The organism is Bradyrhizobium sp. NBAIM14 (genome assembly GCF_020193895.1).
GTDB lineage: Bacteria > Pseudomonadota > Alphaproteobacteria > Rhizobiales > Xanthobacteraceae > Bradyrhizobium > Bradyrhizobium yuanmingense.
In genome coordinates this window covers 43480-59047 of record NZ_JADYVQ010000012.1, presented here as the reverse complement: position 1 = coordinate 59047, position 15568 = coordinate 43480, and the positions used below count along the sequence as shown (strand labels likewise).

The window sequence follows — 15568 nt, the reverse complement described above, 5'->3', positions numbered from 1 at the left end:
GGATTCCGGGCTCGCGGCTTCGCCGCGCCCCGGAATGACACCGACCTACGTCCCCTTCGGCCGCACGATGGCCCAGCCGATGCGCAACAGCTGCTGGCGGCCGGTCACCAGCCATTCGAAGGCGCGCGGGACTTCCGGCACGATGCCGGGAAAGCGCTTGAGGATCTCCGGCGGCGGCGTGCCCGCGGTATCGGAGGCGCGCCAGACCACGACGCCGCCGGTCTCGCTGAACTTGGTCTGGCTCATCCACGGCGTCCGCGCGGGGGCGGCGTCGATGAACAAATGCGGCCGGCCGGAATGCAGCGCGATCAGGCTAGCGAGCTGGGTCTCGCCGGCGACGGCGCGCAGGCGATGGTTGGTGCGGCGGGCGAAGCTCTCGTCGAAGAAGTCCGAGATCGCGCGCGCCGGCATCGAGGTCGCAATTTCGCTAGTGCCCGTCCAGGGCAGGAACAAGACGCCGAGCACCACGCCGGCGGCGGGCGCGGCAACGGCGGCGGCCCAGACCATGCGCAGCATGCGCGCGCGGCGCATCGCGATGAGATCGCCGGCCGCGACGACCACGGCGAGCCCCGTCATGATCAGCACGACGCCGGGGCCGCCGACGACGGAATCGAGCCCCAGCAGGCCGGAGATCAGCACTGCGCCGAGCGGCAGAGCGAACGCGAAGAAATAGACGAAGTTGCGCGCGAGCGGCTCGACCGGCGGGCGGTAGATGATCGGCGGCTCCTCGCCCTTGCCGGCGAACATTCCGGTGTTGAGAAAGGTCAGCGCCGGGATCGCCGCCGCCCCGAGCACGAGGCCGCCGAGCAGCCAGACCGCATGCAGCGCGCGGTCGTTGAGCTCGGCGACTGGCGGCAAGGCCGGCAGCGTCGGCGTCTCGGCCCGCATCAGAAAGACCGCATAGGGCAGCGCCAGCACGGCGACGACGATTAGCGCGAACAGCGGATCGAGTCCGCGCAGCGTCCGGCGGCCGCCGGCGGTCGAGACCGCGAAGACGACGATCAGCAGCAGCAGGAAGATCGCGGCGGGCGTCGTCAGCAGCAGGAGGCCGGCTTCGATCGACCAGGCGAACCACGCATTGCCTCGGCGCTGGCCGATGATCTGCCAGGAGTGCAGCAGCAAGAGCGCCCAGAGCGGCCGCGCCAGGATCAGCGGACCGAAGTCCAGCGCGGACGAGGAGAAGGCCAGCACCGTCATGGTCAGGAGCACGGCGAGCACCGCCTGCTGCGAGCCGACCACGGCACGGGAGAGATGATAGAGCGCGATGAAGGTCGCGATCTCGCAGAGCTGGGCGAGCACATAGACGCCGAGCATGTGGCCGCCGGCGGCGCGATAGGCGATGTCGGCGAGCCAGATGGCAAGCGGCGGGCCGAGATCGGTGCCGACCTGGTATTCCCTGCCGAAGGCCAGAAGGGTCGCGAGAGTGCCGGGCGGGCTGCGGTAGAACACCAGCGCCACGAACAGCCACATCGCAGCCTGCAGCAGCACCGCAATCCAAACGATCAGCCGCGGCCGGGCGCGAATGAGCTCGATGACCAGGGAGGTAAACCGCATGCAACGTCCGAAGGTGCAGCCAACCCGTCCAGCCGGCCCTATTCGCTCACGTCTGTTTTGATAAAGGGCGTCACGGGTTGTGGCAACCGCCGCAGTTCGTCATGCCCGGGCTTGTCCCGCCTGCGCGGCCGAAGCCGCTTCGGCGCGGCGAAGGCGCGGGCATCCACGTTCTTCGTGCCGCTGGTAAGACGTGGGTGGCCGGGTCAAGCCCGGCCATGACGGATGGGAAAGCTGTAGGAGGATCGCTAGAGATTTACGGAAGCGTCGATCTCGACGCTCGCCTCCACCTGCACCTCGACCTCGGTGACCGAGAACAGATCCTGCACCGGCTCGACGGTCCAGGGCATGTGCTTGGCGCGGGCGGCGGCGACGGGAGCGAAGAAGCTGCGGTGGTGGATGGAAGGGCCGAGGCGATCAAGCGCGTCGAGATGCTCGGGGACGGCGTAGCCCTTGTGCTGCTCGAAGCCGTAGCCCGGGCAGTCCTGCGCCAGTGCGCACATCAGCCGGTCCCGGGTGACCTTGGCGACGATGGAGGCCGCCGCGATCGAGAGCACGATACCGTCGCCGCCGATCACGGCCTCGCAGTCGCATGCGGTGTCGAGCCGGTCGCGGCCGTCGACGAAGACGTGCCTGGGCGCCTCGGGCAGGGCCACCACGGCGCGCTTCAGCGCCCACAGCGAGGCGCGCAGGATGTTGTCGCGGTCGATTCGCGCCGGCGAGGCGACGGCGACCGAGACCTGCGCGGTGGCGCAGATCTTGTCGAACAGCTTTTCGCGCTCCTCGGCGGTCAGGCGCTTGGAATCGTCGATGCCGCGGGGAATCCGGTCGGGATCGAGAATCACCGCGGCGGCCACCACGGGGCCTGCGAGCGGGCCGCGGCCAGCCTCGTCGCAGCCCGCGACCGGCCAGACGCCGCGCTTGATCAGCACGCGCTCGCGGCGGAAGCTGGGGGCAGCAACGGCAATGATGCCTTTCCTACCGGCAGGGACCTTCGCAGCATCGGCCGCAGATATCTTTGCCGCCTTGGCGGGCACAGCCTTCGGCGCGGCCTTTTTCTTCGGCGCGGCTTTGGCTGGGGTCTTGGCGGAGGGGTCCCGAATCATGGCCGGGATCGTGCGCCAGGGGGCTTCGCCAGCGCAACCGGGAACCCACGATATTCCCGTTATTCAGGCCGCCCGCCCTACTCCGCCAGATGCACCCGCCGGTCCTCGCCCACCTCGATGCCGGGTGCGACCACGACTTCCCAGACATGTGCATCGGGATCGGCAAAATAGCCGCAATAGCCGCCGTAATCGGTCGCGTGCGCCGCCTTCAGCAAGGTGGCCCCCTTCTCGACGGCGAATGCCAGCACCTCGTCGACCTCCTCGCGGGTCACGCAATTCCAGGCAAGCGTCATGCCGCGAAAGGTCGTGGGCCTCGGCTGGTCCTCCAAGGACGCGTCTGCGGCGAGCCGATCCCAGTGATAAAGCGCTAGCACCGGACCGCCGGTGTCGTAGAACGCAACCGCCTCGCCGGTCTCCTTCAGCCGGCGCGAGAAACCGAGCGCGTCGTAGAAGGCGATGCTGGCGCGGATGTCGTTCACACCGAGCGTGATGACGGTCAGCCGCGGCACCGGCACCGCGAGTTCCTTGAGCATGCGACACCTCTTGCACGTGTCCGCTCAAAACAGGCTGAGCTGATCACCGTTCCGCTTCGGCCGCGCAAAGTGATCAATGGTCAGCTTGGAGCGCCGCTTGTTGAGGCCGAGCCTCTCGCAGGCGATCTCGAAGCGGCGGCCGATGGTCCAAGCCATCGGTCCGGTGCCCTTCATCCGCTCGCCCCATTTGGCGTCGTAGTCGCGCCCGCCGCGCATGTCTCGGATCAGGGTGAAGACGTGGCGATAGCGGTCCGGATAGTTCGCCATCAGCCATTCGCGGAAGAGATCGCGCACCTCCAGTGGCAGCCGCAGCAGCACATAGGCGGCTTCCTTGACCCCGGCATGGGCGGCGGCGTCGAGGATGCGCTCGATCTCGGAATCGTTCAGTGCCGGGATCACGGGCGCGACCATCACCGTGGTGGGAATGCCGGCGTCCGAGAGCTGCTTGAGCGCCTCCAGCCGTTTCGGCGGCGTCGAGGCCCGCGGCTCCATGGTGCGCGCCAGCTTCGGATCGAGCGAGGTGACCGAGATCGCGACCTTGGCGAGGTTGCGCTTGGCCATCCGCTGGAGAATGTCGATGTCGCGCAGCACCAGCGCCGACTTGGTGACGATGCCGACGGGATGCCCTGCGCGCTCCAGCACTTCCAGAATGCCGCGCATGATTTTGCGCTCGCGCTCGATCGGCTGGTAGGGATCGGTGTTGGTGCCGATCGCGATCATCCGCGGCTCGTAGCCGGGAGCCGCAAGCTCCTTCTCGAGCAGCGAAGGCGCCTCGGGCTTCACGAACAGTTTCGACTCGAAGTCGAGCCCCGGCGACAGACCGAGATAGGCGTGGGTCGGCCGCGCGAAGCAATAGACGCAGCCGTGCTCGCAGCCGCGATAGGGATTGATCGAGCGGTCGAAACCGATGTCGGGGGAATCGTTGCGGGTGATCACCTTGCGCGAGGTGTCGATGGCGACACTCGTCTTGAACGGCGGCAGCTCGTCGAGGCTCTGCCAGCCGTCGTCGAAAGCGACGCGCGCCTCGGCCTCGTAACGGCCGCTGGCGTTGGACTGCGCGCCCCGCCCTCGCCGTCGGGCGCGGTCGATGGCGACGCCAAGCTCGGGGAAATCTGAAGGCGCACCCGCCGGCTCGGAGGGCGCCGTGACCGGCGGGTGCTTGAGAGCATGAGAGGATGCTGGACTCATGCAGCCAAGATAGCACGACATAGGAACAAATCAAGAACACAAACCAAAAACGTGAAAACAACCCCATGCACAGTAGAGCTGCCCAAACTTCGCGCGCCTGCCTTTGACCTCACGCAACACGGCCGTCACGACCATCCCGTTTCATGCCCGACGGATCGATCGCCCCGGAACCGGGTTGGTGACGATCGCGAAGTGAAGGTCGGCAGGAACATGACAATCCAACAAAAAACGGCCGAAGCGAGCAGCGACCTCGATCTGCTCGATCGCTATTGGCGCGCCGCCAACTACCTCTCGGTCGGGCAAATCTACCTGCTCGACAATCCGCTGCTGCGCGAGCCGCTGCGGCCCGAGCACATCAAGCCGCGTCTGCTCGGACATTGGGGCACGACGCCGGGGCTGAACTTCATCTATGCCCATCTCAACCGCGTCATCCGCGCGCTCGATGTCAGCGTGATCTATGTCTGCGGTCCCGGCCATGGCGGTCCGGGCATGGTCGCCAACACTTATCTCGAAGGCAGCTACAGCGAGATCTATCCCGATATTGCGCGCGACGCGGACGGATTGCGCAAGCTGTTTCGGCAGTTCTCCTTCCCCGGCGGCATCCCGAGCCACGCGGCGCCGGAAACGCCGGGCTCGATCCACGAGGGCGGCGAGCTCGGCTATGCGCTGGTGCACGCCTATGGCGCCGCATTCGACAACCCGGATTTGATTGTCGCCTGCGTGGTCGGCGACGGCGAGGCCGAGACCGGCCCGCTCGCTGCGTCCTGGCACTCCAACAAGTTCCTGAACCCTGCCCATGACGGGGCGGTGCTGCCGATCCTGCATCTCAACGGCTACAAGATCGCGGGCCCCACCGTGCTTGGGCGGATGCAGGACGCGGAGATCCGCGACCTCTTGCGCGGGTTCGGCCACGAGCCGCTGTTCGTCAGCGGCGACGATCCCAAATTGATGCACCAGGCCATGGCCGATGCGCTCGACGTTGCATTCGCCAGCATCCGCTCGATCCAGCAACATGCCCGCGACGGCCGCACAACCGTCGAGCGGCCGCGCTGGCCGATGATCGTGCTGCGCAGCCCCAAGGGCTGGACCGGCCCGAAGGAGGTCGACGGCAAGAAGGTGGAGGGCTTCTGGCGCGCGCATCAGGTGCCAGTCGCAGGCTGCCGCGAGAACCCGGAGCATCTCAAGGTGCTCGAAGACTGGATGCGCAGTTACGAGCCGGAAAAGCTGTTCGATGGCAACGGCGCGCTCGTTGCCGAGCTTCAGGCGCTTGCGCCCGAAGGCGTCAGGCGCATGGGCGCCAATCCGCATGCCAATGGCGGCGTGCTGAAGAAGGAGCTGAAGCTGCCCGACTTCCGCAGCTTCGCGATCGAGGTGACGCAGCCCGGCGAAGTCGTTGCGGAAGCGACGCGCGAGCTCGGCAAATTCCTGCGCGATGTCATCCGCCTCAACGCGAAGGAGCGCAACTTCCGCATCATGGGCCCGGACGAGACGGCATCGAACCGGCTCGACGCAGTGTTCGAAGCCACCGAACGCGTCTGGATGGAGCCCACCGAGCCTTACGACGTGCACCTCGCCCAGGACGGCCGCGTCATGGAGGTGCTGAGCGAGCATCTCTGCCAGGGCTGGCTGGAGGGCTATCTGCTCACCGGACGGCACGGCTTCTTCTCCTGCTACGAGGCCTTCATCCACATCGTGGATTCCATGTTCAACCAGCACGCCAAATGGCTGAAGGTGACGCGGGAGCTGCCGTGGCGGCGTCCGATCGCCTCGCTCAATTATCTGCTGACCTCGCATGTCTGGCGCCAGGACCATAACGGCTTCAGCCATCAGGACCCCGGTTTCGTCGATCTCGTCGCCAACAAGAAGGCCGACATCGTCCGCATCTACTTCCCGCCGGATGCCAACACGCTGCTCTGGATCGCCGACCACTGCCTGCGCACCTATAACCGCATCAACGTAATCGTCGCCGGCAAGCAGCCGGCGCCGCAATGGCTGTCGATGCAGGACGCGGCGACGCATTGCGATGCCGGCATCGGCATCTGGACCTGGGCGGGCACGGAGGACGGAAAGGGCGAGCCCGACGTCGTCATGGCCTGCGCCGGCGACGTGCCGACGCTGGAGACGCTCGCTGCCGTCGACCTCCTACGCAAGGCGCTGCCGGACTTGAAGATCCGCGTCGTCAACGTCGTCGACCTCATGACGCTGCAGCCGAGGGAGCAGCATCCGCACGGCCTGTCCGACCGCGACTTCGACAGCCTGTTCACGCGCGACAAGCCTGTGATCTTTGCCTATCACGGCTATCCCTATCTCATTCACCGGCTGACCTATAATCGCACCAACCATGCCGGCATGCATGTGCGCGGCTTTGCCGAGGAGGGCACCACGACGACGCCCTTCGACATGGTCGTGCTCAACGAACTCGACCGCTACCACCTCGCGATCGAGGCGATCGAACGCGTGCCGGGACTGGCGACCAAGGCCGCTCAGGTGAAGCAGCAATTCCGCGACAGACTGATCGAACACTCCCGTTATGTCCGCGAGCACGGTGAAGACATGCCTGAGATTCGTGACTGGGTCTGGCAAAACAGCGCCGGCGGCAACACGCCGGCCGAGGCCGGCGATTAGCGATGTCGGACACGGTCCTCGTCCTCAACTCGGGATCGTCGAGCATCAAGTTCGGCCTGTTCGATGTCGCGGCGGCCGAGCCCGCCCTGCTCTGCAAGGGCCTGCTGGACGAGCACGAGGCCAAACCCCGGCTGGTGGTGAAGGGCCCCAGGGGCGAAGACCTGTTCGAGACAAGCAAGCAGGCGCCGGCGGCAGCCGGCGGCCATCTGTTCGCGGACGTACTCACCTTCATCGAGGACCGGTTCGGTGGACGCAGCCTGCGGGCCATCGGCCATCGCATCGTCCACGGCGGGCCGGATTATTCAGGCCCGGAGGTCCTGACAGACGACATCATTGCGAAACTGGAGGCCTTGACGCCGCTGGCGCCGCTGCACCAGCCGCGCTGCCTCGCGCCGGCGCGAACGCTCGCGGCGATCCGGCCCGAGCTGACGCAGATCGCGTGCTTCGACACCGCCTTCCACCACGGCCTCGCGCCGCCGGCGAGCCGCTTCGCCATTCCCCGGCGATTCGAGGCGCGTGGCGTCAGGCGGTACGGCTTTCACGGCCTCTCGTTCGAATATGTCGCGGGACGCCTGGCCGAGATCGCGCCGGAGCTCGTGGCCAAGCGCACTGTCATCGCGCATCTCGGCAATGGCGCCAGCCTCTGCGCCCTGCGCGATGGCCACAGCATCGACACCACGATGGGGCTGACGCCGCTCGACGGCCTCGTGATGGGCACGCGTTGCGGTACGATCGATCCGGGCGTGCTGCTCTATCTGCAACAGCACGAGAACATGTCGGTCGAGGATGTCCAGCACCTGCTCTATCACGAGTCAGGCCTGTTCGGCGTCTCAGGGATATCCGCCGACATGCGCACGCTGCTGGCGAGCCGCGAGGCTGCGGCGCGTGAAGCCGTGGATCTCTTCACCTTCCGTGCGGCGCAGCAGGTCGCGATGATGGCGGCCACGCTCGGCGGCCTGGACTGCCTGATCTTCACCGGCGGCATCGGCGAACATGCCAAGGAGATCCGCGGCGCGATCGGCGAGCGTCTCGCCTGGATGGGCGTGCGCATCGACGCCGCAAGCAACGATGCCGCGCGCGAGCGCATCAACGGCAGCGGCAGCATGGTCGAGGTCTTCGTCATTCCCACCAACGAAGAGATGATGATCGCGCGCCATTGCGCGGCTCTGATCTAGGGCGTTATCCCGTTGCGAAAACACCCTCTCCGCAAGCGGGAGAGGGAGTGCACTTACGTTATAGCAATCAAACCTGATCTCATCATGCTTAGTGACCGCGGCCGGTCAGGAGCTGAAAAGTCCCCATCGCGACCTCGATCAGGATCAGCACCACGACGGCGATCTCCAGGCGGAGCGAGCGCTGGGTATCGATGATATCGGTCAGCGCGTTGGCGGTCTCCGACACCGCGGCAAGCTTGCGCTCGAGCGTGTCGAGGCGCTCCTTCAGTTCGTATTCGTCCTCCAGGCGCGAATAGAGCCGGTCGAGCTCGGGCTTCTCCCAGAGCACGTCGGGCTTCTCGGCGACGGCGACGCGGCCGGCGACCCGCTGCTGCACCAGCAGCGCGTTGCCGATCAATTGCAGGATACCCTTGCGCCGTTGCGGCGTGCGACCGCGCTCGGCGAGCTCCCGTGCAAACGGCTCGATGACGTCGAAGACCGCGGCGACGCGCCGCTCGTCGCGCGCCAGCGACGTGCTCTTGGCGAGTGCGTCCGCAACCAGCAGCAGCCGGTCGTCGGAGAACTTGGCGAGGCAGATCGGCCCGCCCGGCTGGATCGTCTCGCCGGCTTCCTCGTTGCAGAGCTGCGCCTGCGCGATCTCCTCCTCGTAGGGGCTGAACTCTCCGGTCACGCGCGATCTCAGGTTGTCGACGAGGACCTTCTCCTCCGACGGCAACAGCCCGATCAGCACGACGACGCCGTAGCGAAAGATCACGGCAAGGCCGGCATGAACGCGGAAGGCGGCCGGCGTCGAGGACACCAGCGTGCCGATCTCGAGGCCAGACGCGTTGATGCGGTCGCCCAGCATCAGCGCCCGGATCCGCAAGGTCGGCGCGGCCTCCTGCTTCGGCGATGTTGGCGCGGTGCCAACGGCGAGGTGATCGGCGTTCATGCAAAGTCTCTCCCGGGCAGCGAAACGTCGCCACGAAGCATTCGGGGTTAATACCGTCAGGATCGGCTTGTGCCGAAACATTCGGCAATATTACCAGCCGCGCCTGGCACATCTGGCCGCGATGAACTCGCGGCAGTTTACCATCGCACGCCGAAGCCCCTTCCGAAAGTTGCACTCGGCAGCGCGACGGGTTTATGACAACATCATGCAACGCTACGCTTCTCCCGAAGTGCGGAAACTGAAGCCTCAATCATGCTGAGCGTCATCATTCCGACCGAAGGTGTCGAGCAGACGGCGGTCGCAACCCTGGCCGCGCTGGTGCCCGGCGCCACAGCCGGCGTAATCCGGGAAGTGCTTCTGGTCGACGGCACGCGCAACGGCGTTATCGAGCGCGTTGCCGACGTCGCGGGCTGCCGTTTCATCGGCTTCGAAGGGCATTCGCAAGGCGCTGCGCTCGCCGCCGGCGCGCTCCAGGCCCGATCGCCCTGGCTGATGTTCCTGCCTGCCGGCGCTGTGCTGGAAACCGGCTGGATCGAGGAAACCACCCAGTTCATCCAGGCCGTCGCCACCAGCGGCCGGGATCGTGCCGCGGTGTTCCGCTATGCCCGCTCGCCTTACGCAAATACCGCAGTGCGCGACGTCCTCTGGGCGGTGGCGCGCAGGCTCGTCGGCCCGCTCGGCGATCAAGGGCTGCTGATCGCGCGCGATCATTACGACCGGATCGGCGGATACCCGCCCCACGCCCGGCATTCCGAGGCGCGGCTGCTCCGGCGGCTCGGCCGGTCGTCCCGGACCATGCTGCGCAGCCGGATTGTCATGGTCGGCTGAAGCGCCGAGATACTTGCCAACGTCAATCAATTAATTGACAATGGCAAATATCGAGGTGATCCCATGCTATCGAAAGCTTTGCCGTCAAGCGCCGTGGCCGAACAGGCTGCCGGCGACCCCGTCGCGGCGGTTCGCGCCTTCAACCGCTTTTACACCCGCAAGCTCGGTGTGCTCGACCAGCACCTCGGCAAGAGTCCGTTCTCGCTCAGCGAGGCGCGGGTGCTCTACGAGCTCGCCCATCGCGACGACCTTGCCGCAAAAGAGATCGGACACGAGCTCGGTCTCGATCCCGGCTATCTCAGCCGCATCGTCCAGAGCTTCGACGAGAAGGGGCTGATCACGCGAAAGCCGCTGCCCGCGGACCGCAGGCAGTACCAGCTCAGCCTGACCGCCAAAGGCCGGCAGGCTTTCGCCAAGCTGAACCTGAACTCGCAAAACGAGGTCGCCGCGATGCTGGCTCAGCTTTCGCCTGGCGATGCGACCCGGCTCACGCAGGCGATGGCCACGATCGAGGCCGTGCTGGAGCAACGCCGAAGCCCGCCCGCTTCTTTCATGCTGCGCAGCCATCGCGTCGGCGACATGGGCTGGGTGATCTCCCGCCAGGGCGCCGCCTATGCTGCGGACTACAATTGGGACATCAGTTACGAGGCGCTGGTCGCCGAGATCTGCGCACAGTTCATCAGGAATTACGACGCCGCGCGCGAGCACTGCTGGATCGCGGAGGTCGGTGGCGAGCCGGTCGGCTCGGTGTTCCTGGTCAAGGCCACGGACGAGATCGCCAAACTCCGCCTGTTGCAGGTTGAGAAGAAAGCACGGGGCCTCGGCGTCGGCCGCGCCCTCGTCGAGCAATGCATCCAGGGCGCCCGCGAGCGCGGCTACAGCAAGATGACGCTGTGGACGCAGAGCATTTTGGTGGCTGCGCGCGGGATTTATCAAAGCGCGGGATTCAAGCTGGTCGCGACGGAGCCGCATCACAGCTTCGGTGCCGACCTGGTCGGCGAGACGTGGGAGCTGGATCTCTGATCTCGCAGCGAGCGAGATGCGCGTGGCTGCGCCCTCTCCCCTTGCGGGAGAGGGCATGTCAACTAGCAAACGCAAGCTCGCTTGGGTGAGGGGTATGTCTCCACAAGCATTGGTGCGCGCGGAGAGAACCCCTCATCCGGCGCTTCGCGCCACCTTCTCCCACAAGGGGTGAAGGGAAGAAAAGCAAGAACTCACACCGTCGCGCCCTGCGCTTTCGGCCGGCGCAGATGCTCGTCCAGCCGCGGCATGATCTCGACGAAATTGCAGGGGCGCGTGCGGTAGTCGAGCTGAGCCGCCAGGATGCCGTCCCAGCCGTCGCGGCAGGCGCCGGGCGAGCCCGGCAGGCAGAAGATGTAGGTCGCGCCCGCCACGCCGGCGGTGGCGCGACTCTGGATCGTCGACGCCCCGATCTTGGCATGGCTCAGCATGTGGAAGGCGATCGAGAAGCCGTCCATGCGCTTCTCGAACAGCGGCTCGATCGCCTCGGGCGTGACGTCGCGCCCGGTAAAGCCGGTGCCGCCGGTGGTGATGACGACGTCGATGCCGCTATCGGCGATCCAGCGGCGGATCACGGCGCGGATCGCCTCGACATCATCGGTGACGATCTCGCGCGCGGCGAGATGATGACCCGCAGCGGTGAGACGATCGGCGAGGGTCTGACCGGACTTGTCGTCCGCAAGCGCGCGCGTGTCGGACACCGTGAGCACCGCAATGTTGAGCGGGATGAATTGTTTGGATTCGTCGATGGAGGCCATTCTTCACCCTCGCTCGTCGTTCCGGGGCTGACGCGTTACAACGCCCCCGCACCGAACGTGTTGCAGGCCTGGACCGTGCCCTGCTGGTAGCCGATCATGAACCATTGCTTGCGTTGCGCCGCCGAGCCGTGGGTGAAGGAGTCGGGTACCACGCGGCCGGTGGCCTGGCGTTGCAGCGTGTCGTCGCCGATCGCGCTCGCCGTGGTCAGCGCCGCCTCGATGTCGCCGGGCTCGAGGAAGTTCGGACGCTTCTTCGCCTCACGGTTGACCCAGACGCCGGACAGACAATCGGCCTGCAACTCCACCTTGACCTGGAGCGCATTGGCCTCGGCCTTCGAGCCGACCTGCTGCTGCAGCCGCGTCACGCGCGGAATGATGCCGAGCAGGTTCTGGATGTGATGGCCGACCTCGTGCGCGATGATGTAGGCGGTGGTGAAATTGCACGCCGACTTGCCGGAGCAGCCGCGAAAGCGGGTCTCGACCTCGCGGAAGAAGGCGGTGTCCAGGAAGATGGTCCGGTCGGGCGGACAATAGAACGGCCCCATGGCCGACTGCGCCATGCCGCAGCGACCGCCATTGGTGGCGTTGCGGAACAGCACGATCTTCGGACCGGTGTACGACTGGCCGTTGGCCTGGAAGATCTCGCTCCAGCGATCGTCGAGCTCGCCGAGGATGCCGGAGATCATGCTGCCCATCTCGTCGGTCGGCGCGCCGCGCTTGCCGGAGGAGGCCTGACGATCGGTCTGATAGGTCGGCGCATGGCCGCCGCCGGAGAGGATCTCGGCGCCGCCGATCAGGATGCGGGGATCGATGCCGAAGGCGTAGCCGACCAGGCCGAGGATGATGATGGTGCCGATGCCAAGCCCGCCACCGCCCATCGGCAGGCCGAACCCGCCGCCTCCGCCTCCGCCAAAGCCACCACCTTCGTCGCGACGATCCTCGATGTCGTCGCTGCGGCGGAAGTCATCGTAGCGCATGGCGGCCTTTCCTCTGGGGTCCCTGATTTAAGTTTCGACGGCGCACAGAAACGCGAAAGCTCAACGCGCCACATACGTAAAATTTCCGTTGCTTTTATCAATATCGTGGCCGGCAAAAATTGCCTAGTGCGACAGCCTGTCGATGCCAGCAAATTTTTCCGAGGGCCGAGCAGTTTTTTCCGAGAGAAATTTACAGCCTTTTTCCCGCCACGATCGATCCCGCGAGCCGCGCAATCGCGAAATACACTGTAAAACAAGGCGAATGCGCGCAACAATTTGTGCGCGAACGATCATGCGGGGAGTGCTCACGAAAGCGGCGGGTTAAGTCGATTTTTACTTTGCCCCTTCAATGTAACGGGCAGTCGGTTGTTTGGTCCCGCGTCGCCGACAGCGTCGCCTGAGTCAGAGTTCTTGAGTCATGGTAGAGTCGCGTCGCGGGGCGTCTGCAAGGGCGCCCCGCACAAATTTTGAGTCCCCTTCGCATCGCATCATCGTCGGTGATTGCGTCGCCGAGATGTCGAAGCTGCAGGCAGGCAGCGTCGACCTGGTGTTCGCCGATCCGCCCTACAATCTGCAGCTCAAGGGCGACCTCAAGCGCCCCGACGAATCCCATGTCGATGCCGTCAACGACGACTGGGACAAGTTCGATTCGTTTGCCGCCTACGACGACTTCACCCGCGCCTGGCTGCTCGCCGCACGCCGCGCCATGAAGCCGTCGGCGACGATCTGGGTGATCGGCTCCTATCACAACATCTTCCGCGTCGGCGCCATCATGCAGGACCTCGGCTTCTGGCTGCTGAACGACATCGTCTGGCGCAAGACCAATCCGATGCCGAATTTCCGCGGCCGCCGCTTCACCAACGCGCACGAAACCATGATCTGGGCCGCGCGTGACGAAAAAGCCAAGGGCTACACGTTCAACTACGAGGCGCTGAAAGCGGCCAACGAGGACGTGCAGGCGCGGTCCGACTGGCTGATCCCGCTCTGCACCGGCGAGGAGCGCCTCAAGGGCGCCGACGGCAAGAAAGTGCATCCGACGCAGAAGCCGGAAGGCCTGCTGGCGCGCGTGCTGCTGTCCTCGTCCAAGCCCGGCGATCTCGTCATCGACCCGTTCAACGGCACCGGCACCACCGGCGCGGTCGCCAAGCGCCTCGGCCGCTCCTATGTCGGCTTCGAGCGCGACAAGACCTACGCCAAGGCGGCCGAGGCGCGCATCGCCAAGGTCGAACCGTTGCCGGAAGAAAGCCTTGCCCCGTTCATGACCGCGCGCGAGGCGCCGCGCGTTGCGTTCTCCGAGCTGATCGAGCGCGGCATGATCATGCCCGGCACCAAGCTGTTCGACGCCAAGAAGAAGTTAGGGGCGCTGGTGCGCGCCGACGGCGCCATCATGCTTGGCGACAAGGTCGGCTCGATCCACCGGATCGGCGCGGTGGCGCAAGGCGCGCAGGCCTGCAACGGCTGGACCTTCTGGCACGTCGAGACCAGGAAGGGCCTCAAGCTGATCGACGAGCTGCGCGCCGAGATCCGCGCGGGAATGGCGGCGGAGTAGCTTTCCCACCGTCATTCCGGGGCTCGCGAAGCGAGAACCCGGAATCCATCGAGCCACGTCCCATGCCGCCCAATGGATTCCGGGCTCGCGCCAAGAGGCGCGCCCCGGAATGACAGCGGCGTGAGTTGAAAGCCGCGCCAACCAGGACTAGATTCGCCCGACTAGCCCCCTCCTGACCGGTTGGGCTCCCATGCGACGACAGTCCGAGACATTGCTGCTGGTGCCGCTGCTGCCGATCTTCCTGATCGGCATGTTTCCGATGTTCCTGATCGCGCTGCTCGGATTCTTCGGCCTGGCGCTGTTCGGCGTGCTCGTGATCTGCGTCGGGCTCGCCAGCAGCAACGAGGCGCACGACAATTTCAACCACGACGTTATCGTCCACGGCTATGCGCGCGGGTCGGAGCGCGCGGCACGGGCCTCCGACATGCATCTCGCCGCGCGGCTCGGCCTGCGGCTGGAGGCCGTGGGCGCGGCCATGGTCCTCGCGGCGGCAATCGGCCTCTGTTACGCCGCCTGATCTGCGTACCGCGCAGACACCGCCCGGCAAACTCGCCGGTTGCTCTCTCGGGCGAGGTTCAGGCAAGACAGGCTCGCCCAACGAGGCCGCGGCCGCGCGGGGCAATATAGACACCGGGGAGATGCTTGATGCTCAAGTTCTATTTCAATGGATCACCGAACCCGACCAAGGTCGCGCTCTATCTCGAAGAATCCGGCCTGCCGTTCGAGCCGGTGAAGATCGACACCCGCAAGGGCGAGCAATTCACGCCGGAATTCCTCAAGATCAATCCGAACGGCAAGGTGCCGGCGATCGACGATGGCGGCACCATCGTGTTCGATTCGAACGCCATCCTGCTCTATCTCGCCGAGAAGACCGGCAAATTCCTCCCCTCCAACCGCGCCGAGCTCTTGTCCTGGCTGATGTTCGTCGCGAGCGGCGTCGGGCCCTTTTCCGGTCAGGCTGTGCACTTCAAGCATTTCGCACCGAAGGACCAGAACCACGACTACGCCCATAACCGCTATCAGTACGAGACCGACCGCCACTACAAGATCCTCGACGCTCACCTGAAGGACCGCCGCTACATGGTCGGCGACAGCTATTCGATCGTCGACATGGCGCTGTGGGGCTGGGCGCGGATGGTGCCGTTCAAGCTCGGCGACGACGCCTTTGCGCGATACCCGAATGTGAAGCGGCTGGTCGACGAGATCTCGGCGCGCCCGGCGGCGGCGCGCGCAGTCGCCCTGAAGGACAAGTTCACCTTCAAGGCCGAGATGGACGACGAAGCGCGAGCCAACATGTTCAAGCACATGACGACCAAGGTGGCTTGAT

General features: G+C 65.8%; 14 protein-coding genes. 7 read left to right on the top strand and 7 right to left on the bottom strand.

Annotated features, from left to right (window positions below; translation table 11 throughout):
- Positions 1-45 precede the first annotated feature (45 nt).
- The 4 genes from I6F28_RS24805 to I6F28_RS24790 form a co-directional block, all read right to left on the bottom strand.
- Complete coding sequence (locus I6F28_RS24805) at positions 46-1554, bottom strand: glycosyltransferase family 39 protein (RefSeq protein ID WP_225141527.1); 1509 nt, start codon at positions 1552-1554, stop codon at positions 46-48.
- A gap of 245 nt (positions 1555-1799) precedes the next feature.
- The gene (gene rnhB, locus I6F28_RS24800) at positions 1800-2657 is read right to left on the bottom strand and encodes a ribonuclease HII (RefSeq protein WP_109144975.1); all 858 of its coding nucleotides are present in this window, start codon (positions 2655-2657) and stop codon (positions 1800-1802) included.
- Positions 2658-2734: 77 nt separating this feature from the next.
- Positions 2735-3190: a VOC family protein gene (locus I6F28_RS24795; RefSeq protein ID WP_225141526.1), complete on the bottom strand. Its 456-nt coding sequence runs from the start codon at positions 3188-3190 to the stop codon at positions 2735-2737.
- A 24-nt stretch (positions 3191-3214) separates the two neighbouring features.
- Positions 3215-4378, bottom strand: coding sequence for a PA0069 family radical SAM protein (locus I6F28_RS24790; RefSeq protein WP_109144977.1), 1164 nt, complete (start codon positions 4376-4378; stop codon positions 3215-3217).
- Positions 4379-4588: 210 nt separating this feature from the next.
- Here I6F28_RS24790 and I6F28_RS24785 point away from each other — a divergent pair, with 210 nt between their 5' ends.
- Entirely contained in the window at positions 4589-7003 is a 2415-nt protein-coding gene (locus I6F28_RS24785) for a phosphoketolase family protein (protein ID WP_225141524.1), read from the top strand.
- A gap of 2 nt (positions 7004-7005) precedes the next feature.
- A complete protein-coding gene (locus tag I6F28_RS24780) occupies positions 7006-8178 on the top strand; it encodes an acetate/propionate family kinase (protein WP_225141522.1) in 1173 nt (390 codons plus the stop codon).
- An 88-nt stretch (positions 8179-8266) separates the two neighbouring features.
- Here the strand turns inward: I6F28_RS24780 and I6F28_RS24775 are convergent, their stop codons facing one another.
- Entirely contained in the window at positions 8267-9109 is an 843-nt protein-coding gene (locus tag I6F28_RS24775; protein ID WP_036024879.1) for an RMD1 family protein, read from the bottom strand.
- Between the two features lie 252 nt (positions 9110-9361).
- On the opposite strand from I6F28_RS24775, the gene I6F28_RS24770 reads away from it, so the two are divergent.
- Together I6F28_RS24770 and I6F28_RS24765 are read left to right on the top strand one after the other, a co-directional pair.
- Positions 9362-9937, top strand: a complete 576-nt coding sequence (locus I6F28_RS24770) for a glycosyltransferase family protein (protein WP_128263049.1) — start codon at positions 9362-9364, stop codon at positions 9935-9937.
- A gap of 63 nt (positions 9938-10000) precedes the next feature.
- A complete protein-coding gene (locus I6F28_RS24765) occupies positions 10001-10960 on the top strand; it encodes a bifunctional helix-turn-helix transcriptional regulator/GNAT family N-acetyltransferase (RefSeq protein ID WP_225141520.1) in 960 nt (319 codons plus the stop codon).
- Between the two features lie 191 nt (positions 10961-11151).
- Here I6F28_RS24765 and moaB read toward each other — a convergent pair whose 3' ends face one another.
- Together moaB and ypfJ are read right to left on the bottom strand one after the other, a co-directional pair.
- Positions 11152-11715 carry a molybdenum cofactor biosynthesis protein B gene (moaB, locus tag I6F28_RS24760; RefSeq protein WP_036037229.1) on the bottom strand — a complete coding sequence of 188 codons (564 nt, stop codon included), beginning with the start codon at positions 11713-11715 and terminating at the stop codon, positions 11152-11154.
- A 35-nt stretch (positions 11716-11750) separates the two neighbouring features.
- Positions 11751-12692 (bottom strand): KPN_02809 family neutral zinc metallopeptidase, encoded by a 942-nt coding sequence (ypfJ, locus tag I6F28_RS24755; RefSeq protein ID WP_036006315.1) that lies wholly within the window; start codon positions 12690-12692, stop codon positions 11751-11753.
- Positions 12693-13110: 418 nt separating this feature from the next.
- Here ypfJ and I6F28_RS24750 point away from each other — a divergent pair, with 418 nt between their 5' ends.
- From I6F28_RS24750 to I6F28_RS24740, 3 genes are all read left to right on the top strand, one after another.
- Positions 13111-14241, top strand: a complete 1131-nt coding sequence (locus I6F28_RS24750; protein ID WP_036024862.1) for a site-specific DNA-methyltransferase — start codon at positions 13111-13113, stop codon at positions 14239-14241.
- Positions 14242-14431: 190 nt separating this feature from the next.
- Positions 14432-14758 carry a hypothetical protein gene (locus tag I6F28_RS24745; RefSeq protein ID WP_036024861.1) on the top strand — a complete coding sequence of 109 codons (327 nt, stop codon included), beginning with the start codon at positions 14432-14434 and terminating at the stop codon, positions 14756-14758.
- A 128-nt stretch (positions 14759-14886) separates the two neighbouring features.
- Positions 14887-15567 carry a glutathione S-transferase family protein gene (locus I6F28_RS24740; protein ID WP_225141518.1) on the top strand — a complete coding sequence of 227 codons (681 nt, stop codon included), beginning with the start codon at positions 14887-14889 and terminating at the stop codon, positions 15565-15567.
- Position 15568 lies beyond the last annotated feature (1 nt).